Consider the following 20978-nt stretch of genomic DNA (forward strand, 5'->3'; position numbering starts at 1 on the left):
CCTCAGGCGACCGAACGTTACTGACAACCGATGAACCGCGGCAGGCCCTGCCGCGGTTTTTCCATGAATGCGTGCTTGCCATGGGATGATTTCATCCGGCGAAAGAACCGACCTGGATTGGTTCGGTCGGCTGCGTTCATCTTTGTGACGATTTGGCAACACATTTTCGGTTATTGTCTTCGGGCTCCGGTCGGTATGGAAAAGACGTCCATTTCCTGCCACAAACCGAGCGCAGCGATAGGGTCAAGAGAGCGAGGCCGAGTGCCTTGCCAAAGCTGGAACGAAAGATTTGCGTAAACGCGGATTAGGGATGCATTCACTGGAGGTCGCAAGGCCGGCCAAAGGATTCCGTGTCTCTTTCGCGATGCAGAACGGCCAGACCGGTGAACGCTTAACTTACGCCTGTTTGCAAGACGGCTTCCGGACAATGAAAGATTTCGCGTAATCATGCCGAAGCGTGCATATGCCAGAATGACGAAGATTGGCCTGACCGTGGCGTTCCTCGCGGTGGGTTCGGTTCAGGCGCTCGCGCTGGATCCGAATGCGGATGCCGGCAAGGAGCGCGGTCCCTTCGATGTGTTCCGCCTGGGTTTCAAGGCCTATCAGAAGGGCAACAAGCAGGAAGCGGTGGAAGCCTATCGCTATGCGGCCGAGAAAGGCCATACCGGCTCGCGCTGGGCACTGGCGACGATGTATGCCGATGGCGATGGCGTCATCAAGAACGATTTCGAAGCCTTCAAGATCTATTCGGAAATCGCGCGCGAAGGCGTCGAACCGGGCTCGGATGACACCGGCTTTTTCGTCAACGCCCTGATTGCGCTTGCCGATTACTATTACCAGGGCATTCCCGAAAGCCCGGTCACGGCCGACCCGTCCCAGGCCCGCCAACTCTATTTCCAGGCCGCATCTGCCTTCGGTAATGCCGAAGCTCAGTTCCGTCTCGCGCGCATGCTGCTGCAGGGCGAGGGCGGTGAAGCCAACATTCGCCAGGCCAAGAAGTGGCTCAATCATGCTCGCAAGGAAGGGCATGTTGGCGCCATGGGCATGTTCGGCAATGTCATCTTCCAGGAAGGCCAGACCGTTCGTGGCCTCGCCTATATGACGGCTGCGCTCGACATCTGTTCGCCACGCGACCGCAAGTGGCTGCAGGACATGCAGGAACAGGCCTTTTCGCTCGCCAGCGAAAAAGATCGCCGGGAAGCGATCGAGCTTTCCGCCAATATCCGCCTCAAGGGCCAGGACTGAGTGTTTTAACGCCTCGACCGTACCGGATCGGCCGGATCCGATAGTGACAGCTTTTGTCAATTACGGTACCTAACTCGGAATACCGTATAGCCGGCCAACCGTCATTCGCTTGATGGGGCAAGGCCGGGAGCCGAGGAAAACACCATGCCAGCCTATCGTTCGAGAACAACCACCCATGGACGCAATATGGCCGGAGCCCGCGGGCTTTGGCGCGCCACCGGGATGAAGGACAGCGATTTCGGCAAGCCGATCATCGCCGTCGTCAACTCTTTCACGCAGTTCGTGCCGGGCCATGTCCATCTCAAGGATCTTGGCCAGCTCGTTGCCCGCGAAATCGAGGCCGCCGGCGGCGTCGCCAAGGAATTCAACACGATTGCCGTCGATGACGGGATCGCCATGGGCCATGATGGCATGCTCTATTCGCTGCCGTCGCGTGAACTGATCGCGGATTCTGTCGAATATATGGTGAATGCCCATTGTGCCGATGCCATGGTCTGCATTTCGAACTGCGACAAGATCACGCCCGGCATGCTGATGGCCGCACTCCGGATCAACATTCCGGTCGTTTTCGTCTCCGGTGGTCCGATGGAAGCCGGCAAGGTCATCCTGCACGGAAAGAAACATGCGCTCGATCTGGTCGATGCCATGGTGGCCGCAGCCGACGACAATGTGTCCGATGAAGATGTGAACGTGATCGAGCGTTCGGCCTGTCCGACCTGCGGTTCCTGCTCGGGCATGTTCACCGCCAATTCGATGAACTGCCTGACCGAAGCGCTCGGCCTGTCCTTGCCCGGCAATGGCTCGACCCTTGCGACGCACGCCGATCGTAAGCGCCTGTTCGTTGAAGCCGGCCATCTGATCGTCGATCTGGCCCGCCGTTATTACGAGCAGGACGACGCAAACGTGCTGCCGCGGTCGATCGCCAACAAGGCTGCCTTCGAGAATGCCATGGCGCTCGATATTGCCATGGGCGGCTCGACCAATACGGTGCTGCATATTCTCGCTGCCGCCAAGGAAGCGGAAGTCGATTTCACGATGGACGATATCGATCGTCTGTCGCGCAAGGTTCCTTGCCTGTCGAAGGTGGCGCCGGCCAAGAGCGATGTTCACATGGAAGATGTCCACCGTGCCGGTGGCATCATGCGCATCCTCGGCGAACTCGAACGCGGCGATCTCATCAACCGCGATTGCGTGACTGTGCATTCCGCCACGCTCGGCGATGCAATCGATCGCTGGGATATCACCCGCACCAACCTCGAAAGCGTGCGCACCTTCTTCCGCGCGGCTCCTGGTGGCGTGCCGACCCAGGTGGCCTTCAGCCAGGAAGCCCGTTGGGACGATCTCGATACTGACAGCGACAATGGTGTCATCCGTTCGGTCGAGAATCCCTTCTCGAAGGATGGCGGCCTTGCTGTTCTCAAGGGCAATGTCGCGATCGATGGCTGCATCGTCAAGACCGCCGGCGTCGATGAAAGCATCCTGAAATTCTCCGGCCCGGCCAAGGTCTATGAGAGCCAGGATTCGGCGGTGAAGGCCATCCTCAGCAACGAAGTCAAGGCTGGTGACGTCGTCGTGATCCGCTATGAAGGCCCTAAGGGCGGCCCAGGCATGCAGGAAATGCTCTATCCGACGAGCTATCTGAAATCGAAGGGCCTCGGCAAGGCCTGCGCGCTTCTCACCGATGGCCGTTTCTCCGGCGGCACGTCCGGTCTTTCGATCGGTCACGTGTCTCCGGAAGCGGCAACCGGTGGTACGATCGGTCTGGTACGCGAAGGCGATATGATCGATATCGATATTCCGAACCGCACGATCAACCTGCGCGTCAGCGATGAAGAGCTTGCGGCCCGCCGCAAGGAGCAGGACGCGAAGGGCTGGAAGCCGGCCGAAAAGCGCAAGCGCAATGTGTCGACGGCCCTCAAGGCCTATGCCGCCTTTGCAACTTCGGCCGACAAGGGTGCGGTCCGCGATCTCGGCGCGTTCGAGTAAGCGATCGGTTTCTGAATTTTGAAAGGCCGGCGAGAGGTTCTCGCCGGCCTTTTGATTCGATCAGGCAAACATGATCTGGTCGACATCCCCGACATCGAAATCCTTGAGCGTCAGGATCGTCGAGCTTGAGAAGGTTATGACCGTATCGGAGCCGACCTGTTTGGCCGCCGAAACCACCTGTGCCTGCATGCTGGTGATGCCGAGTTTGAGCATATCGTGTAAGTAGTCGAAATCGGTAATGACATCGCGACCGATACTGCGGTTGCTTTCGAGCACGAAAATATCGGCTTCGTCGATGTTGTAATCGCCGGTCATCGTGTCATTGCCGGCGCCGCCGATAATCGTATCGGTTAGTTCGTCGCCGATGAGGATATCGTTGCCGGTGCTGCCATTGATATAGTCAGCGCCCTCGTTGCCGCGAATGGAATCGTTGCCGGCACCACCGATGATCGAGTCCGAATCCCAGTTGCCCCAGATCGTGTCACTACCCGTGCCACCGGTAATCTTGTCGGCACCCGCACCGGCCCACAGGTAATTGTTGCCGGAAGTAAGCGTCACGACATCGGCCGCATGGCTGCCCCAGATGGAATCGTTGCCAGATCCAGCGACGATTGTATCGCCGGATGTCGCCGCTTCGTCGAACTGTGTGCCCGCGCTGTAGATGACGTCGTTGCCTGCGCCCGCGCTGATGACATCCGAACCTGCACCGCCGTAAAACGTATCGTTTCCGGTGGCATCCGTCATCTTGTTGAGCCCGGCACCGCCATAATAGATGTCGTTGCCGGCAGCCCCCAGCAGCATGTCGTCGCCATCGCCGCCGGTCAGCTGGTCGTCGCCGGTTCCGCCGTCGATCGTATCGTTGCCACTTCCACCGGTCAGCGTATCGTTTCCTTCAAGCCCAAACAGCTTGTCGTTACCTCCGCCGGCATCGAGTGCGTTGTTGATCTTGTTGCCGGAAACCTGATCATTACCGCTGCCGGTCGTGGCATTCTCGATCATCGAGGCCGTGTTCTTGTTGTAGAGCAGGGCGTTATAGACGCTGCCGCTCGCATATTTTCCGCCGCCGAGGAAAGCGGTCTGGTCGCGCCCAAGGGCAGTAAACCCGCCCGGAGCGAGGTCCACCGTAAGTGCCGCCGAATAGGCGCTGAAATCGTAGGTATCGTTGCCCGCGCCATCCCAGATGGTCGCGAAAATGACCGAACCGCCGGCATCGATCGCCAGTTCACCGTCGATATAGGTATCGCCACTGGACGGCGTCCATTTATAAACCGTGTCGCCGCTGTTGGCCGTATAGTCGGCTCCATACATATGCTGCAGCGCGGCGATATCCGCCATCATATAGGTCTGCGGCGCGCTCCAGGACGAATAGGTATAGCCTGACGGCGTGGCATTATAATAAGATCGGTAGGACATGAGCGTGTATTCGACGGAGTCGTTGGCGAGCGCCATGACGCCCCAGCTGCCGAATTTTTCATGCGCATGCTTGAGGCCAAGGGCATGACCGATTTCATGCAGGATTGTATGCCAGGCATAATTACCAGCCTGTGGTGCTGTATAATTGTAAGTGGTTCCGAACCACACATCACCGCCTTCCTCCGCCGTGTTGGGCAGATAGGCATATGCGGTTTTGGGAACATTAGACTGGCCAAAGCGTAAAGTTGCATCGGTGGTCGAACCGGATTCGAAGTTCGCATTGGTGAAACCTTCCACCGAGAATGCGTCATTGGCATCATTGCCGTCGCCGCTTTCGAGCGCGAAAAGGACAGTCGATTGCATGGCCGAATTGATGGCGGCAAATCCGTTCGACGCTTCCGTCGTATAGCCATAATCGGCAGCATCGGTGGGGAAGGCGTAGGTGATCGTGCCCGACCAGCCCGTTCCGCTTAGAATGCCGTTGGCCATGGAGACGGCGGAACGCGAAACACTGATTGTACTTGCCATGAAATCTTCCCCGAATGTCAATTCGGGAAAGATATGACTAATGCATTAAAACCGATCGAATGAGCGTGGTAAACCGAAGCCTAACATCCTCATTTGAAACGGATTTGCCGGTTCAATGCAGTATCTGGCTTAAGAACAGCTTCGTCCGTTCATGCTGCGGATTGTCGAAGAAATTCACCGGATCGTTCTGCTCGACGATCTGGCCCTGGTCCATGAAGATGACCCGGTTTGCGACCTGACGGGCAAAGCCCATTTCGTGGGTCACGCACAGCATCGTCATGCCTTCTTCGGCAAGACCGACCATCGTATCGAGCACTTCCTTGACCATTTCCGGATCGAGCGCCGATGTCGGCTCATCGAACAGCATGATCTTCGGCTTCATGCACAGGGCGCGCGCAATTGCAACGCGCTGCTGCTGGCCGCCCGAAAGCTGGCCCGGATATTTGTTGGCCTGTTCCGGAATCTTGACGCGCTTGAGGAAATGCATCGCCACTTCCTCGGCCTGCTTCTTCGGCATCTTGCGCACCCAGATTGGCGCCAGCGTGCAGTTTTCCAGAATGGTCAGATGCGGGAAGAGGTTGAAGTGCTGGAACACCATGCCGACTTCGCGGCGCACTTCATCGATCCGCTTCAGATCGTTGGTCAGTTCGATCCCATCGACGACGATCCGGCCCTTCTGGTGTTCTTCCAGCCGGTTGATACAGCGGATCATCGTCGATTTTCCCGAGCCCGACGGCCCGGCGATGACGATACGCTCGCCCTTCATGACCTTGAGATTGATATCGCGAAGCACGTGGAATTCGCCATACCATTTGTTCATGCCGATAATCTCGACCGCTGAATCGGTCTTGGAGACGGTCATTTTTTGTGTGGCTTCATTGGCCATGATTTTCCCCTATCTCTTATGTCCAGTGTCGAGACGGCGCTCGATGAAAGCGGAATAGCGCGACATGCCGAAGCAGAAAAGCCAGAACACGAAGCCAGCGAAAATAAGCCCCGTCAATGGGGTGACCGGCGTCAGCCAGTGAGAATCGCCGAAGCTTGCTTTGACGATGCCAAGCAGGTCGTACATGTTGATGATCGAAACCAGCGACGTGTCCTTGAACATGCCGATGAAAGTGTTGACGATGCCGGGGATCACGAGCTTGATCGCCTGCGGCATGATGATGAAGGTCATCTTCTGGGCGTAGTTGAGCCCGAGGGAATCGGCCCCTTCATACTGGCCCTTCGGGATTGCCTGCAGGCCGCCGCGGATCACTTCCGCCATATAGGCGGAGGCGAAAATCGATACACCCACCAATGCACGAAGGAATTTGTCGATACCCTGTCCCGGTGCCAGGAAGAGCGGCAGCACCACACTCGCCATGAAGAGAACCGTGATCAACGGCACGCCACGGACAAGTTCGATGAAGGCCACGGAAGCTGCCCTGACGATCGGCATCTTCGATCGGCGGCCGAGGGCCAGCACAATCCCGAAGGGCAGTGAAACAACGATACCGACGAATGACAGGATGAGGGTGACCATGAGCCCGCCCCACATGCTGGTTTCGACATGGCTGAGGCCGAAGGAGCCACCCAGCAGCAGAATGTAGGCGATGAGCGGCAGCACCACGAGCAGGAGAAGGGCGTTAAGCCCCTTTCTCGGAGCCGAAGGCATCAGGAAAGGGATCAGAAGGGCCACGAACAGCACGGCAACCAGGATGGGCCGCCACAGTTGATCGCGTGGATAGGACCCCACCATGAATTGGGTGAACCAGTCGCCGACATAGGCCCAGCAGGCACCATGCCAGCCATCGGGCAGGGTGCCGCCCTGTGCAATCGTTGCACAGGCAGCGCGATCGCTTCCCGACCAGACGGCCGAGAACAGCAGGAAATCGAGCGCGTTGACGATGAACCAGACGATGGCAACCGCTGCTGCGACGGTCAGAATCGAATCCTTGACCGAAGCAAAGAGGTTGCGCCTGACCCAACCGATCGCAGACTTGTCGTTCGTCGGCGCGGCAAGAGCCGGAAGGAAGTCCTTGCGGACATAAGAAATGTCATCTGCCATCTTATCGCTCCACCAAAGCCATCTTGGCGTTGAACCAGTTCATGAACAGCGATGTCGCCAGGCTGATCGAGACATAGACCAGCATCCAGATCGCGATGATCTCGATGGAATGGCCAGACTGGTTGAGGATGGTGCCGCCGACGGCCACAAGATCGGCATAACCGATCGCCACGGCCAGAGACGAGTTCTTGGTGAGATTCAGATATTGCGACGTCAACGGTGGAATGATGATCCGCAGGGCCTGCGGCAGAATGATGAGCCGCGTTGCCAGGTTCGGTCGCACGCCCAGTGCAAACGCCGCTTCGCTTTGCCCTTTCGAGACGCCACGAATGCCGGCGCGCACGATTTCGGCAATGAAGGAGGCCGTATAGAACGACAATGCGAGGTAGAGGGACAGGAATTCCGGTCCGATCACCGTACCGCCGCGCATGTTGAACTTGCCAAGCACCGGAATATCGAACGTGACCGGAAAGCCCGCGACGATCAGCGCCACCAGGGGCAGACCGATGATCAGGCCCAAGCCCGCCAGCAGAACCGGCGAACGTTGGCCTGTGGCCATCTGGCGATTGCGGGCCCAGCGCGCATAAAGCACGGTGATAACAATGCCGACGACCAGCGCGACGGGCACGATCCAGAACCCGTCGCCAAAGACGGGAGCCGGCATGTAGATGCCGCGATTGCTGACAAAGACCGAGAGCGGCAAGGCGAGGGCCGCCTTCACGTCCGGCAGCAGCGACAGAACGCCCTTGTACCAGAAGAAGATCACGAGCAGCGGCGGGATGTTGCGGAACACTTCGACATAGACCGTCGAAAGGCGCGCAATCAGCCAGTTGTTCGAAAGTCGTCCGATGCCGACCAGCAGGCCGATGATCGAGGCCGTCACGATGCCGCAAGCGGCAACGATCAGCGTATTGGTCAATCCGAGAAAGAGCGCGCGCAGATAGGTCGAGTCACTCGAATATTCGATCGGTGTCTGGGCGATATCGAACCCGGCCCGGCCATTTAGGAATCCGAAGCCGGCGGTCATGTTCGCCTTGGCCAGGTTCTGCGACGCATTGGTCCCGGCATACCAGATCAGCCAGACGATAAAGAGTACCGTGAGAGCCTGATAGGCAAACTGGCGTAGTTCAGGATTGTAGAGCAGGTTTTGCGCAGGTCGTTTGGACGGCGCCGAACCGGCAACTGGAGCTGCCATGCATTTTTCCCCTCTTCCGTTGCCCTGTATCCGGGCGTTTTTATCGGAATGAACGGGAAGGCGTTTTCGCCTTCCCGGCAGTCAGGTGTCCGCGAAGACTTAGCGGATCGGCGGCGAGTACTGCAGACCACCCTTGGTCCACAGGGCGTTCAGGCCGCGTTCGATCTTGAGGTTCGAGCCCTGGCCGACATTGCGTTCGAAGCTTTCGCCGTAATTGCCGACCTGCTTGACGATGTTGTAGGCCCACTTCTCGTCAAGACCGAGATCCTTGCCGATCGTCTGGTCCTTTTCTTCGCCGAGGAAGCGCTTGATGTCCGGATTTTCGGACTTGGTCATCTCATCGACATTGGCCGTGGTGATGCCGAATTCTTCAGCCGTCACCATCGCGTAATGTGCCCAGGTCACGATGTCGAACCACTTGGAATCGTTCTGGCGAACGGCCGGTCCGAGCGGCTCCTTGGAAATGATTTCCGGAAGGATGACATGGTCGGCCGGGTTCGACAGCGACAGGCGGATCGAATAAAGGCCGGACTGGTCGGTCGTGTAGACGTCGCAACGGCCGGCCTGGTAGGCGGCGTCGACTTCTTCCTGCTTTTCGAACACGACCGGCTTGTATTCGAGGTTGTTGGCCTTGAAGTAGTCGGCGAGATTGAGTTCGGTCGTGGTACCCGACTGAACGCAGACGGCAGCGCCCGACAGTTCGAGAGCCGACTTCACTTCCAGCTTCTTCGGAACCATGAAGCCCTGGCCGTCATAGTAATTGACGGCGCGGAAATCGAAGCCAAGCTGCGAGTCACGGCTGACGGTCCAGGTCGTGTTGCGGGCCAGCATGTCGATTTCGCCCGACTGCAGTGCCGGGAAGCGGTCCTTGGCGGAGAGGGGGGTGTACTTCACCTTGGTTGCATCGCCGAACACGGCGGCTGCGACGGCACGGCACAGGTCGACATCGAGACCCGACCAGTTGCCGGAAGAATCCTGGGCGCCGAAGCCAGCCAGGTTCGACCCGTTGACGCCGCACTGTACGAACCCCTTTGCCTTGACGTCTTCAAGCGTCCCTGCATGCGCGGCAGATGCGCCCAGTGCGATGATCGCTGCGCCGATGGCGCCTGTCAAAAGCTGCTTGGTCATTTTTTCCAACCTTTTGATTTGTTGTCTGTTTCCCCGCCGGGCCCTGATCGGGCCCAGCCGCCGCTCCGGTTTCCCTTCCGGAATAGACGTTCTATTACAACAGTCGCAAAAACACCGTTCGTCAAGATCAACGATTGATAATGCAAAAAAAATTGCGACTTTTTGCTGAAATGTGAAAAAAAGTGCAGCAAACGGCTCTGCAAATAGGCTTGTTGGCGAATAAAATTGCGTTTTCTGTAGGTATCCCGGCATTCCACTTCGCAAATGCGCCAGCCTTGACCGCGGCTTTGTCCTATGAAAAGTCGGTGGGAGAGAGACAGGAAGGTCAAATGAGCAGCAAGTTTGAGAATGCGGAAGAATGGGGTGACAACACGAGCCTCGTCCATAGCGGCTACAACCCGCGCGACTATTTCGGGTTCGTCAATCCGCCGGTCGTCCATGCGTCGACGGTCCTCTATCCCGATGCCAACACGCTGGAAACCCGAGCGCAGAAGTATACTTATGGCACGAGGGGAACCCCGACGACGGATGCCCTGTGCGCCGCCATCGACGAGCTGGAAGGCTCGGCGGGCACGATCCTTGTCCCGTCGGGTCTCGCTGCCGTCACGGTTCCGTTCCTCGCATTCCTGCGGGCGGGAGACCATGTTCTGGTTGTTGATTCGGTCTATTATCCGACTCGCCATTTCTGCGACACGATGCTGAAGAAACTGGGGATCGAGACGGAATATTATCATCCCTCGATCGGGGCAGACATTGCCTCGCTGTGCCGTCCCAACACGCGGCTCGTGCATCTGGAGGCGCCGGGTTCCAACACGTTCGAAATGCAGGACGTACGCGCAACCGCAGAAGCTGCCAAGGCGCATGGCGCCATCGTGACGATGGACAATACCTGGGCGACACCGCTCTATTTCAAGCCGCTCGATTTTGGCGTCGACATTTCCATCCATGCCGCCACAAAGTACCCGTCAGGCCATTCGGACATTCTGATGGGCACAGTGTCGGCGAACGACCGTTGCTGGGCAGAGCTCAAGGAAGCGACCGTTACGCTCGGCATCTGCGGCGCACCGGATGATTCCTACCAGATCCTCCGCGGTCTGCGCACGATGGGCCTTCGGCTGGAACGTCATCAGCAGAGTGCGCTGGAGATTGCCCAGTGGCTCGAAAGCCGTGACGATGTCGCAAAGGTCCTGCATCCGGCCCTGCCGTCCTTCGAAGGCCATGAGATCTGGAAGCGCGACTTCAAAGGCGCGAGCGGCGTCTTCTCCTTCATCCTCAAGAGCCCGGATGCGTCGAGCTACAAGCTGCGTTCGCACGCCTTTCTCGATGCTCTGAAACTCTTCGGGCTCGGATATTCCTGGGGCGGCTACGAAAGCCTGGCCGTGCCCGTCAATCTCGGCGATCGCAAGCTTTCCAAGCCCACGGTCGAGGGGCCGGTGATCCGCCTGCAGATTGGTCTCGAAGATGCTGTGGATCTGAAGCGCGACCTCGAAGCCGGCTTTGCCGCGGCGGCCGAAGCCAAATAGTTAAGTGAAGGCACAAGGCGCTTGGCTGGTGGATCAGCCCGGCGCCTTGTAGCCATAAAGCCAGTCGAGATCGGCGGCGACATTTTCCGGGCTGCGAAGCCGAAGCACGAGATCGCGTGCGAGCCGGACTGGCCCACGCGCATGATAGGCGAACTTGTTGAAGGCGCCGCGCGAACGCACCTGGGCGACGCGCTGACGGCGGGTGCGCTCGAAAAACAGCAGCGCATCGGCAAGCGACACATCGGCCGTCGTGATTCCTGCCAGTTCATATGCATCTTCGATCGCCATGGCCGCCCCCTGGGCGGCAAACGGCGTCATCGCATGGGCGGCATCGCCAACCAGAATGCTGTGATTGCCATCGGTCCAGCGGCCTTCGCTGACGCCAAACAGCGGCCACCAGGTCGGCTTCGGTGCATAGGACAGAAGCGTGCGGATATCGCGATGCCAGCCGCTGAACTGCTTCACCATGTCGGAACGATGGCTGGGATTGCAATCCGCCGCCCAGGTCTCACCAGGATTGGTTCCGCTTGCCAGCGCCACCACGTTGAAGGCACCCGAATCCTTGAGCGGATAGGCGACAATATGGGCCCGCGGTCCGACGAAGGCGGTTACATTGCGCGGATTGAGGAAGGAGGGCGCATCCTTCTGCGGAATGATGAAGCGCCAGGCAACCATGCCTGAAAAGACCGGATGGCCGGCTTCGGGAATCTTCTTGCGAAATTTCGACCAGACGCCATCCGCACCGACCAGAAGATCGGGAACGGTTCCCGTAGCGCGAATGACATCAGCTTGCGAATCGATGGCGCTATCGAGCCGAAGCGTGATCAGTGGGTTTTCTTCCGCGGCCTCCAGCAATACCTTCTGCAGCGTCGCCCTGTGAATGGCGGCGTAGGGAGAGCCCCAGCGTTGGGCGGCAAGCGTCTTGGCCGCAATTGCAGTGACCGGAGCGAGCGTCGCTCCGGAGACCAGACAGATATTGTCCGGCTCCCGCCAGAGATCCTTCAGACGCTCCGTCAGGCCAAGCTGGTTGAGCACATGGGTGGCATTGGGAGACAATTGCAGCCCTGCGCCAACCTCCTGGAGCTTGCTGGTCCGCTCGAAAATGGTCGAGGGAACGCCCTTGCGCGCATAGGAGAGCGCAGTCACAAGACCGGCTATGCCGGCGCCGATCACGGCTACAGATTTCATTTTACCATCCTGGCCACTTCGGGCCAGGCCTTTCAGGCTGCGTGCTCGACGAAAACACAGCCGGCAGGATTGGACTGATCTGCCTTCAATGCCGGGTTATAGCGATAGAGCGTGGAGCAATAGGAACAGATCTTCTCGTTTTCATCCCCCATATCGATATAGATATGCGGATGGTCGAACGGAGAGGAAGCGCCGGTGCACATGAACTCCTTGACCCCGATCTCGATAGTCTTGTATCCGCCATCATTCTGGAAGTGAGGAACGCTGTGTCCGGCCATGCCAGTCTCCGAAGTCATGTCATTTTGTGGCGCAACATAGAGATGTTCGGAGCAAAAGTGTAGGGGTCTAAATGCCGCAAACCACATCCATCCGCCAAAATTGTGACGATCGGAAGCTGACCCGCGATGCACCTCAATCCACCGGCATTTCAACAGTTCCAGCATGACGGGCTGTCTTTATCCTATTTCGATGCCGGCCACGCCGCCGGAAAGCCAGTCCTTCTCATTCACGGATTTGCCTCCTCGGCGATGGTCAACTGGGTGCATCCCGGCTGGCTGCAGACGCTCGAAAAGGCTGGCCGCCGCGTTATCGCCATCGATAATCGCGGCCATGGCCGCAGCGGTAAACCACATGAGGCAAAGGCTTATAATCCCAACATCATGGCCGAGGATGTGCGCGCGCTGCTGGATCATCTCGATATCGAGACGGCAGATGTGATCGGCTATTCGATGGGCGCGCGGATTTCCGCGTTTCTCGCGCTCGCCCATCCGAATCGGATCCGCTCTCTCGTCTGGGGCGGCCTGGGTATCGGGCTGGTTCGCGGCGTCGGCGACTGGGATCCGATCGCCGAGGCGCTTTTGGCACCGAGTCTCGATGTCGTCACCCATGAGCGCGGACGCATGTTTCGGGCGTTCGCGGACAAGACGGGCAGCGACCGAATTGCGCTTGCCGCCTGCATCTCCTCCAATCGCGTGCTCGTGACGGAAGCCGAACTGGCGCGTCTCATGATGCCGACGCTTATCTGCGTCGGCACCACAGACGATATCGCCGGCTCACCGCATGAACTCGCAGACCTGATGCCTGATGCGCGTGCGATCGACATTCCGGGCCGCGATCATATGCTGGCGGTGGGTGATCGCGTCTTCAAGAAAGCGGTTCTCGATTTCTACGAAGAGCTGGGTGAGGATTGAGGTAATCCTTCGTCACCGGCCGGTGAATTGTGGCGACCGTTTCTCGGCGAAAGCCTTGCGGCCCTCGGCATAGTCGGCGCTGTCGAAAGTGACGGCACCGGCCGCGACTGCCGCGTCAAACGAGGTCGGGTCACCATTGATCGCTGCCTGGATGGCAAGGCTGGAAGCCCTGATCGACAGCGGTGCATTGGCGGCGATCGTTTGGGCAAGATCCATCGCCCGCGATGTCGCGCCGCCGACGGCTGTGACCTCGGCAAGGAAGCCGTGATCGTAAAGCTCCGACGCCGAAAAGCGCCGCGCGGTATAAAGGGCTATCTTGGTCCATTGGGTGCCGAGCGCATCGACAATATCGCCGATCGCATCGGCCGGATAGGCAAGGCCCAGCCGGGCTGCGGGGACTGCAAAGGAAGCCCCGGCTTCGGCAATGCGAATATCGGCCGCAGCAGCAAGCCCGAAGCCGCCGCCAAAACAGATACCGGCAATCGCCGCGATCACCGGCACTGGCGATTGCCGCACGGCGCGGAAGGCTGCGCTGTTAAGCGCTTCATAGGCGAGGGCGGTTTCGGTGTCGCGCCGGACGCGGTCGAATTCTGAAATGTCGGCTCCGGCTGAAAAATCGGTCCCTTCGCCCGCAAGAACGATGGCGCGTGCACCCGCTTGTGTCAGCGCGTCGATTGCCTCGGGAAAAGAAGCCCACATGGCCTGATCGACCGCATTCTTGCGACCCGGATTGGCCATCACGATATGGCCGGTCAGGCCCTCGAGCCGCGTCCGCAACCGGTTTTCCGCATAGGTCCTTTCAAACACGTCGACATCACCCCATTTCTATCTGAATGCAGATGGCTTATAATAAGTGGCGAGAATAGCAACAAGGAGAGCGGCAATGGCCGTAAAGACGGAAGTCCGGAGCGCAGATCATATCTCTGCAGTCGATCCGATCTGGAGCGCGTTGCGCCAGGAAGCACAGTCGGCCGCCGATGCCGATCCTGTTCTGGCTGCCTTTCTCTATTCGACCGTGATCAATCACCGGAGCCTGGAAGATTGCGTCATCTACCGGATCTGCGAACGGCTGGACCATCCCGATATGCAGGCGATCCTGCTGCGCCAGACCTTTGAGGAAATGCGCGATGACTGGCCGGAATGGAGCGACATCATTCGCGTCGATATCCAGGCCTATTATGATCGCGATCCGGTGTGCACGCGCTATCTCGAGCCGGTTCTCTATTTCAAGGGCTTCCATGCGATCCAGACCCACAGGCTCGCCCATTGGCTCATGAAGAAGGGGCGCAAGGACTTCGCCCTCTATCTGCAGAGCCGCTCGTCGAGCGTGTTCCAGACCGACATCAATCCTGCCGCGAAGGTCGGCAAGGGCTTCTTCCTCGATCACGCGACGGGGCTTGTGGTCGGTGAGACCGCAACGATCGGCGACAATGTCTCAATCCTGCAGGGTGTGACGCTTGGCGGTACGGGCAAGGAGAGCGGCGATCGTCATCCCAAGGTCGGCAACGGCGTTCTGATCGGCGCCGGCGCCAAGGTTCTCGGCAATATCGAAATCGGCTGCTGCTCGCGCATCGCCTCGGGTTCGGTGGTTCTGAAGCCGGTTCCGCCGAACACGACCGTCGCAGGCGTTCCGGCAAAGGTGGTTGGCGAAGCGGGCTGCTCCGAACCCTCACGCGCCATGAACCAGATCCTGCCGGCGATGGAATAAGGCTGGACGATCGCCGACCGGGGTCACTTTCGTGTTTACACACCGGGATGGCCATGGCAAAAGCCGCGCAATCGAACCGCAAGGAGCTTTGACGTGAAGCCAGACGAACTCAAGAAACTCGATGCCTATCTGAAGCGGGTGCTCAATCCGAACATCAGCGTCAAGGCCCGGCCGCGCAAGAACGACTCGGCCGAAGTCTATAACGGCGACGAGTTTCTCGGTGTGATCTACCGCGACGATGAGGACGGTGACCTGTCCTACAACTTCTCGATGGCGATCCTCGACGTCGATCTCTGACATCGATCCGCCGATCCGGCGATCGAAACTTTCCGAACCCTCGAATGCCGGTCCGCCGCGTTCGGGGGTTTTGTTTATCGTCAAAATTGTGCGGCGCAATATCTGCTCTTGACAATTTTGTGCAATGCATATATTATGAATACATAATAACAATTGGAAGGACGGAAATACCATGTTCAAGTTTGATGACACGAGTGCATACGGCAAGGAAGCAATGGATTCCGTGCTGACGAGCTATTCCACGGCAGCCAAGGGCTTCCAGGCTATCGCTGCCGAGACGGCTGACTATTCCAAGAAGAGCTTTGAAGCGACTGTCTCGCACTACGAAAAGCTGATGGCGACCAAGAGCGTCGAAGCCGCTTTCGAACTGCAGTCGTCTTTCGCGAAGTCCTCGATGGAATCCTTCATCGCCGAGATGAGCAAGATCGGCGAAATGTATGTCGATCTCGCCAAGGGCGCCTTCAAGCCGGTCGAAGCCGCAGCTTCCAAGGTTGCAGAAGCCATCGAAACCAAGGCTGCCTGATAAAGGCTCCAGCCTTTGCCAGATAGGCCGGTCTTGTCGCTGGCCACATTTCAGACGAACCCGTCGAGCATCTCGGCGGGTTTGTTCGTTTTTCCACGCTCATCTTCAGTGTCCGATCCCGTATTCTCCCGGCTCGGGGCTTGCGGATGGCTCTGCCTCTTGTCGCATCGCCACGTCACCTTGAGGAAAGTTTAACGTTTTAATGTTGCGGGACGATAAAAGGGTCTTAAAATGGACGCTCGCGCACCACATATGGAGAAATCCGCCAGGGGCGGAAGCGTTGCGACAGGTATGCCACAGATGAATGACTATTCTTACCGGATGCAGGGTGACGATGAGCGCGGAGGTCCGTCGGGCAATCGCGGAACATCGGTCATCACCCGCATCCAGCCGAAGGTGAAGAAACCCTCCCTTTACCGGGTACTGCTCCTGAACGACGACTACACCCCGATGGAGTTCGTGATCCTTATTCTGGAGCGCTTTTTCCAGAAGGACCGCGAAGCTGCCACCCGCATTATGCTGCAAGTCCACAATCATGGTGTGGGGGAGTGCGGGGTCTATACCTACGAAGTGGCGGAGACGAAGGTGGTCCAGGTGATGGATTTCGCCCGGGAAAACCAGCATCCGCTTCAATGCGTCATGGAAAAGAAATGAGGTTCTGAACGTGCCCACATTCTCCTCAAGCCTGGAAAAGGCCCTTCACCGGGCACTCACGATCGCAAACGAACGCCGTCATGAATATGCGACGCTCGAACATCTGCTTCTGTCACTGATCGATGACAATGATGCCGCCGCCGTGATGAAAGCCTGCAGTGTCGATATCGACAAGCTGCGGCGCACGGTCACCGACTATGTCGATAATGATCTTGCCAATCTCGCCACCGGATATGACGAGGATTCCAAGCCGACCTCCGGCTTCCAGCGCGTCATCCAGCGCGCGGTCATCCATGTCCAGTCGTCCGGCCGCGAAGAGGTGACCGGCGCCAATGTGCTGGTCGCGATCTTCGCCGAGCGCGAAAGCCATGCCGCCTATTTCCTGCAGGAGCAGGATATGACCCGCTACGATGCGGTGAACTTCATCTCGCATGGCATCGCCAAGCGGCCGGGCGCTTCGGAAAATCGCGCTCCGAAGGGCGTCGAGGAAAACGAGAACGAAGCCAAGCCCACGAGCAAGGAACAGGACGACAATCAGAAGAAGCCGCTCGAGGCGCTCAAGGCCTATTGCGTCAATCTCAATGAGAAGGCGCGCGGTGGCCGCATCGATCCCTTGATCGGCCGGCAGGCGGAAGTCAACCGCACGATCCAGATCCTGTGCCGGCGCTCCAAGAACAACCCGCTCTATGTCGGCGATCCCGGCGTCGGCAAGACGGCGATTGCCGAAGGACTTGCCAAGCGCATCGTCGAAAAGCAGGTGCCGGAAGCACTGCTCGACGCCACCATCTTCTCGCTCGACATGGGCACGCTGCTCGCCGGCACCCGCTATCGCGGTGATTTCGAGGAACGGCTGAAGCAGGTGGTGAAGGAACTTGAGGATTTCCCCGGTGCGGTTCTGTTCATCGACGAGATCCATACGGTCATCGGAGCCGGCGCAACATCCGGCGGCGCCATGGACGCATCCAACCTCCTCAAGCCGGCGCTGTCGTCAGGCGCGATCCGTTGCATCGGTTCGACCACCTACAAGGAGTACCGGCAGTTCTTCGAAAAGGACCGGGCGCTCGTTCGGCGTTTCCAGAAGATCGACGTCAACGAACCGTCGATCGAGGATGCGATTGAGATCATGAAGGGTCTGAAGCCCTATTTCGAGGAATTCCACCATCTTCGCTATTCCAATGACGCCATCAAGGCAGCGGTGGAACTATCGGCCCGCTACATTACCGACCGCAAGCTGCCGGACAAGGCGATCGATGTGATCGACGAGACCGGTGCTGCCCAGATGCTGCTGCCGGTGTCGCGTCGCCGCAAGCTGATCACCGAAAAGGAGATCGAAGCGACGATTTCGACCATGGCCCGCATTCCGCCGAAAACGGTGTCGCGGGATGACGAAGAGGTGCTCTCCAACCTCGAACAGGAATTGCGTGCCGTCGTCTATGGGCAGGAACTGGCGATCGAGGCGCTGTCCTCCGCGATCAAGCTGGCGCGTGCCGGCTTGCGCGAACCCAACAAGCCGATCGGCTCCTACCTGTTCTCGGGTCCGACCGGCGTCGGCAAGACCGAAGTCGCCCGTCAGCTCGCGTCCTCGCTCGGCGTCGAACTGCTGCGCTTCGATATGTCGGAATATATGGAGCGCCATACCGTCTCGCGGCTCATCGGCGCGCCTCCCGGCTATGTCGGCTTCGACCAGGGCGGGCTTCTGTCCGATCAGGTCGACCAGCATCCCTATTGCGTCCTTCTTCTCGATGAAATCGAGAAGGCGCATCCGGATATCTACAACATCCTGTTGCAGGTGATGGATAACGGTACGCTGACCGACAACAACGGCAAGAAGATCGACTTCCGCAACGTCATTCTGATCATGACGACCAATGCGGGCGCCTCCGACATGCAGCGGGCGGCAATCGGCTTCGGCTCGACCAGACGCGAAGGCGACGATATCGAGGCGATCAACAAGCTGTTCACGCCGGAATTCCGCAACCGTCTGGATGCGATCATTCCCTTCTCGCCGCTGCCGATGTCGGTGGTCCACAAGGTGGTTCAGAAGTTTGTCATGCAGCTGGAAACCCAGTTGGCCGAACGTCATGTCACGTTCGAACTGACCGAAGAAGCCATCACATGGCTGGCCGAAAAAGGCTATGATGAGAAAATGGGTGCGCGTCCGCTCGGTCGCGTCATCCAGGAAAACATCAAGAAGCCGCTCGCCGAAGAGATCCTGTTCGGCAAGCTCAAGAAGGGCGGCATCGTGCGGGTCACCGTCGGAACCAAGCTCGACGGCAAGAGCGGTCTCGTTCTCGAAAGCCTGCCGGAGAATGTGCCGGTACAGCCGAAGGAAGAGGCCGAAGTCGCCGCGACCGCAAAATCTGCACCGCAGACGGCTGTCGAAACCGCCACCGAGGAGGGTGCAACCAAACCTTCCAAGCGGGCTCCGAAGAAGGGCGAATAGTTTTTCCGCAATTCAGAATACCATCAGAGAGGCCGGACCCGTTCCGGCCTTTCTTGTTGGAGAATGGCGGAGATCGATACTCGCCTGTAGCTTCGGCAAACGTTACCGGTTATCAAAACGGAAGCGCGTCGTGATCCCGCGGCCGGACGGAGGTGGTCAGTCATGCGAATATTCAGTTACATCTTCAACTACCGCGCCGTTCCCTATGCCGAAATCCGGGCTTTCTGCGTTCATCTGCTGACGGCATCCGGTTCCTTTCTCGCTTTTCTTGGCGTTGTTGCCGCCGCCGAACATCGGTTCGTCGATATGTTCTGGTGGCTTGGCCTTGCGCTGATCGTCGATGGCATCGACGGGCCGATCGCACGCAAGGTGCGCGTCAAGGAGGTGCTGCCGAACTGGTCTGGCGATACGCTCGACAATATCATCGACTATGTCACCTATGTGTTGCTGCCCGCTTTCGCGCTCTATCAGAGCGGCATGATCGGGGAAAATCTGTCCTTCGTCGCTGCCGGCATCATCGTCGTATCGTCCGCCATCTACTATGCCGACATGGGCATGAAGACGGACGAGTATTTCTTCTCCGGTTTTCCCGTCGTCTGGAACATGGTGGTTTTCACGCTGTTCGTCATCAAGCCGGATGATACGGTCGCCTTCGCCATCGTCGTCGTCTCTGCGATCCTGTCCTTCTTCCCGATCTGGTTCCTGCATCCGGTGCGGGTGAAGCGGCTCCGCCCGCTCAATCTCGCGATTTTCATTCTCTGGACGGTGCTGTCCGGCATCGCTCTGCTCAAGCATTTCGCTTCGCCCGACTGGGTCGTCTGGGGCGTCGTGATCACAGGTCTCTACCTTTATTGCATCGGATTTGTTTTGCAGCTGTTCCCCAATCTGGGTCGGAGGGATTGAGATGAAATCGCTTGCCATCGTCATGCGCCAGAATGGCGGTCCGGAGGTTCTGAAGCTCGAGGAAATCGAGGTAGCCGCACCGGGCGAGGGCGAAGTGCAGATCCGCCATGTGGCGATGGGCGTCAACTATATCGACACCTATATCCGCTCCGGCCTCTATCCTGTCCCCGGTGGCTTTCCCTATATTGCCGGCAAGGAGGGAGCGGGCACCGTCATTGCAGTCGGACGGGGTGTCAGCGAGTTCCGCGAGGGCGACCGCGTCGCCTATCCGTCCGGCGATGGCGGCTATTGCGAAGTGCGCAACATCCCGGCCCGCGCGCTCGTGAAGGTGCCAGATACGATTGCGCTCGATGTAGCCGGTTCGATGATGCTCAAGGGCATGACGGCGGAATATCTGCTGCGCCGCACCTTCAAGGTCGGACCCGAGACGGTTCTGCTCTTCCATGCGGCTGCGGGTGGCGTTGGCCTCATCGCCGGCCAGTGGGCCAAAGCACTCGGCGCGACGGTGATCGGCACCGCTGGCAGCGAAGAGAAGATCGCGCTCGCCAAGGCGCATGGCTATGATCATGTCATCAACTATCGCAGCGATGATTTCGTGGCGCGAGTGAAGGAGATCACGGGCGGCAAGGGCGTCGATGTCGTCTATGATTCGGTCGGCAAGGACACGTTCCCGCATTCGCTCGACTGCCTGAAGCCGAGAGGAATGTGGGTCAGTTTCGGTCAGTCCTCAGGCCCGTTACCGCCATTCAATCTTGCGCTTCTGATGCAGAAGGGCTCGCTGTTTGCGACCCGGCCGACCCTGTTTTCCTATATCGCGACCCGGGCCGAACTCGACGAAAGTGCAAACTCTCTTTTTAAGGTTGTGCAGAGCGGCGAAGTGGTTATCAATGTCAATCAGCGCTATCGGTTGGCGGATGCGGCACAGGCGCACGCCGATCTCGAGAACAGAAAAACGAGCGGGACAACGATCCTGATTCCCTGACCGGGAAGCAGGCAAACTGGGG

Annotated in this window: 19 protein-coding genes; 11 read left to right on the top strand and 8 right to left on the bottom strand. The window is 58.6% G+C overall.

What is annotated here, in order from left to right:
* Positions 1 to 471: 471 nt before the first annotated feature.
* Both Q4481_RS08590 and ilvD read left to right on the top strand, forming a co-directional pair.
* The gene (locus Q4481_RS08590; RefSeq protein ID WP_304375928.1) at positions 472 to 1245 is read left to right on the top strand and encodes a tetratricopeptide repeat protein; all 774 of its coding nucleotides are present in this window, start codon (positions 472 to 474) and stop codon (positions 1243 to 1245) included.
* A 144-nt stretch (positions 1246 to 1389) separates the two neighbouring features.
* On the top strand, positions 1390 to 3231 hold the full coding sequence (gene ilvD, locus Q4481_RS08595; RefSeq protein ID WP_304375929.1) for a dihydroxy-acid dehydratase: 1842 nt from the start codon (positions 1390 to 1392) through the stop codon (positions 3229 to 3231).
* A 60-nt stretch (positions 3232 to 3291) separates the two neighbouring features.
* On the opposite strand, the gene Q4481_RS08600 is transcribed toward ilvD, so the two are convergent.
* The 5 genes from Q4481_RS08600 to Q4481_RS08620 form a co-directional block, all read right to left on the bottom strand.
* On the bottom strand, positions 3292 to 5172 hold the full coding sequence (locus Q4481_RS08600) for a M10 family metallopeptidase (protein ID WP_304375930.1): 1881 nt from the start codon (positions 5170 to 5172) through the stop codon (positions 3292 to 3294).
* A 112-nt stretch (positions 5173 to 5284) separates the two neighbouring features.
* Complete coding sequence (locus Q4481_RS08605; RefSeq protein ID WP_304375931.1) at positions 5285 to 6058, bottom strand: amino acid ABC transporter ATP-binding protein; 774 nt, start codon at positions 6056 to 6058, stop codon at positions 5285 to 5287.
* Between the two features lie 9 nt (positions 6059 to 6067).
* Positions 6068 to 7222: an amino acid ABC transporter permease gene (locus tag Q4481_RS08610; protein WP_304375932.1), complete on the bottom strand. Its 1155-nt coding sequence runs from the start codon at positions 7220 to 7222 to the stop codon at positions 6068 to 6070.
* Between the two features lies 1 nt (position 7223).
* Positions 7224 to 8417 carry an amino acid ABC transporter permease gene (locus Q4481_RS08615; protein ID WP_304375933.1) on the bottom strand — a complete coding sequence of 398 codons (1194 nt, stop codon included), beginning with the start codon at positions 8415 to 8417 and terminating at the stop codon, positions 7224 to 7226.
* A 99-nt stretch (positions 8418 to 8516) separates the two neighbouring features.
* Entirely contained in the window at positions 8517 to 9545 is a 1029-nt protein-coding gene (locus Q4481_RS08620) for an amino acid ABC transporter substrate-binding protein (RefSeq protein WP_304375934.1), read from the bottom strand.
* 329 nt (positions 9546 to 9874) lie between these two features.
* Here Q4481_RS08620 and Q4481_RS08625 point away from each other — a divergent pair, with 329 nt between their 5' ends.
* The gene (locus Q4481_RS08625; protein ID WP_304375935.1) at positions 9875 to 11068 is read left to right on the top strand and encodes a cystathionine beta-lyase; all 1194 of its coding nucleotides are present in this window, start codon (positions 9875 to 9877) and stop codon (positions 11066 to 11068) included.
* Between the two features lie 33 nt (positions 11069 to 11101).
* Here Q4481_RS08625 and Q4481_RS08630 read toward each other — a convergent pair whose 3' ends face one another.
* Together Q4481_RS08630 and Q4481_RS08635 are read right to left on the bottom strand one after the other, a co-directional pair.
* Positions 11102 to 12256 (bottom strand): FAD-dependent monooxygenase, encoded by a 1155-nt coding sequence (locus Q4481_RS08630; RefSeq protein WP_304375936.1) that lies wholly within the window; start codon positions 12254 to 12256, stop codon positions 11102 to 11104.
* A gap of 32 nt (positions 12257 to 12288) precedes the next feature.
* Entirely contained in the window at positions 12289 to 12534 is a 246-nt protein-coding gene (locus Q4481_RS08635) for a zinc-finger domain-containing protein (protein WP_304375937.1), read from the bottom strand.
* Positions 12535 to 12660: 126 nt separating this feature from the next.
* Between Q4481_RS08635 and Q4481_RS08640 the strand changes: the two genes are divergently transcribed.
* Positions 12661 to 13446, top strand: coding sequence for an alpha/beta fold hydrolase (locus Q4481_RS08640; protein WP_304375938.1), 786 nt, complete (start codon positions 12661 to 12663; stop codon positions 13444 to 13446).
* A 12-nt stretch (positions 13447 to 13458) separates the two neighbouring features.
* Here the strand turns inward: Q4481_RS08640 and Q4481_RS08645 are convergent, their stop codons facing one another.
* On the bottom strand, positions 13459 to 14253 hold the full coding sequence (locus tag Q4481_RS08645) for an enoyl-CoA hydratase-related protein (RefSeq protein WP_304375939.1): 795 nt from the start codon (positions 14251 to 14253) through the stop codon (positions 13459 to 13461).
* 76 nt (positions 14254 to 14329) lie between these two features.
* On the opposite strand from Q4481_RS08645, the gene cysE reads away from it, so the two are divergent.
* The 7 genes from cysE (at position 14330) to Q4481_RS08680 (ending at position 20956) form a co-directional block, all read left to right on the top strand.
* Positions 14330 to 15154, top strand: coding sequence for a serine O-acetyltransferase (gene cysE, locus Q4481_RS08650; protein ID WP_304375940.1), 825 nt, complete (start codon positions 14330 to 14332; stop codon positions 15152 to 15154).
* Positions 15155 to 15247: 93 nt separating this feature from the next.
* Entirely contained in the window at positions 15248 to 15451 is a 204-nt protein-coding gene (locus tag Q4481_RS08655) for a DUF3126 family protein (protein WP_304375941.1), read from the top strand.
* Between the two features lie 172 nt (positions 15452 to 15623).
* Positions 15624 to 15974 (top strand): phasin family protein, encoded by a 351-nt coding sequence (locus Q4481_RS08660; protein ID WP_304375942.1) that lies wholly within the window; start codon positions 15624 to 15626, stop codon positions 15972 to 15974.
* A gap of 300 nt (positions 15975 to 16274) precedes the next feature.
* Positions 16275 to 16628, top strand: a complete 354-nt coding sequence (clpS, locus tag Q4481_RS08665) for an ATP-dependent Clp protease adapter ClpS (protein ID WP_304375943.1) — start codon at positions 16275 to 16277, stop codon at positions 16626 to 16628.
* A gap of 10 nt (positions 16629 to 16638) precedes the next feature.
* The gene (gene clpA, locus Q4481_RS08670; RefSeq protein WP_304375944.1) at positions 16639 to 19071 is read left to right on the top strand and encodes an ATP-dependent Clp protease ATP-binding subunit ClpA; all 2433 of its coding nucleotides are present in this window, start codon (positions 16639 to 16641) and stop codon (positions 19069 to 19071) included.
* Positions 19072 to 19233: 162 nt separating this feature from the next.
* On the top strand, positions 19234 to 19974 hold the full coding sequence (gene pcsA, locus Q4481_RS08675; RefSeq protein ID WP_304375945.1) for a phosphatidylcholine synthase: 741 nt from the start codon (positions 19234 to 19236) through the stop codon (positions 19972 to 19974).
* 1 nt (position 19975) lies between these two features.
* A complete protein-coding gene (locus Q4481_RS08680) occupies positions 19976 to 20956 on the top strand; it encodes a quinone oxidoreductase family protein (protein ID WP_304375946.1) in 981 nt (326 codons plus the stop codon).
* The last annotated feature ends 22 nt before the right edge of the window (positions 20957 to 20978 follow it).

It is taken from the genome of Fluviirhizobium alvei (assembly GCF_030551875.1).
GTDB classification, from domain to species: Bacteria; Pseudomonadota; Alphaproteobacteria; order Rhizobiales; family Rhizobiaceae; genus Rhizobium_E; species Rhizobium_E alvei.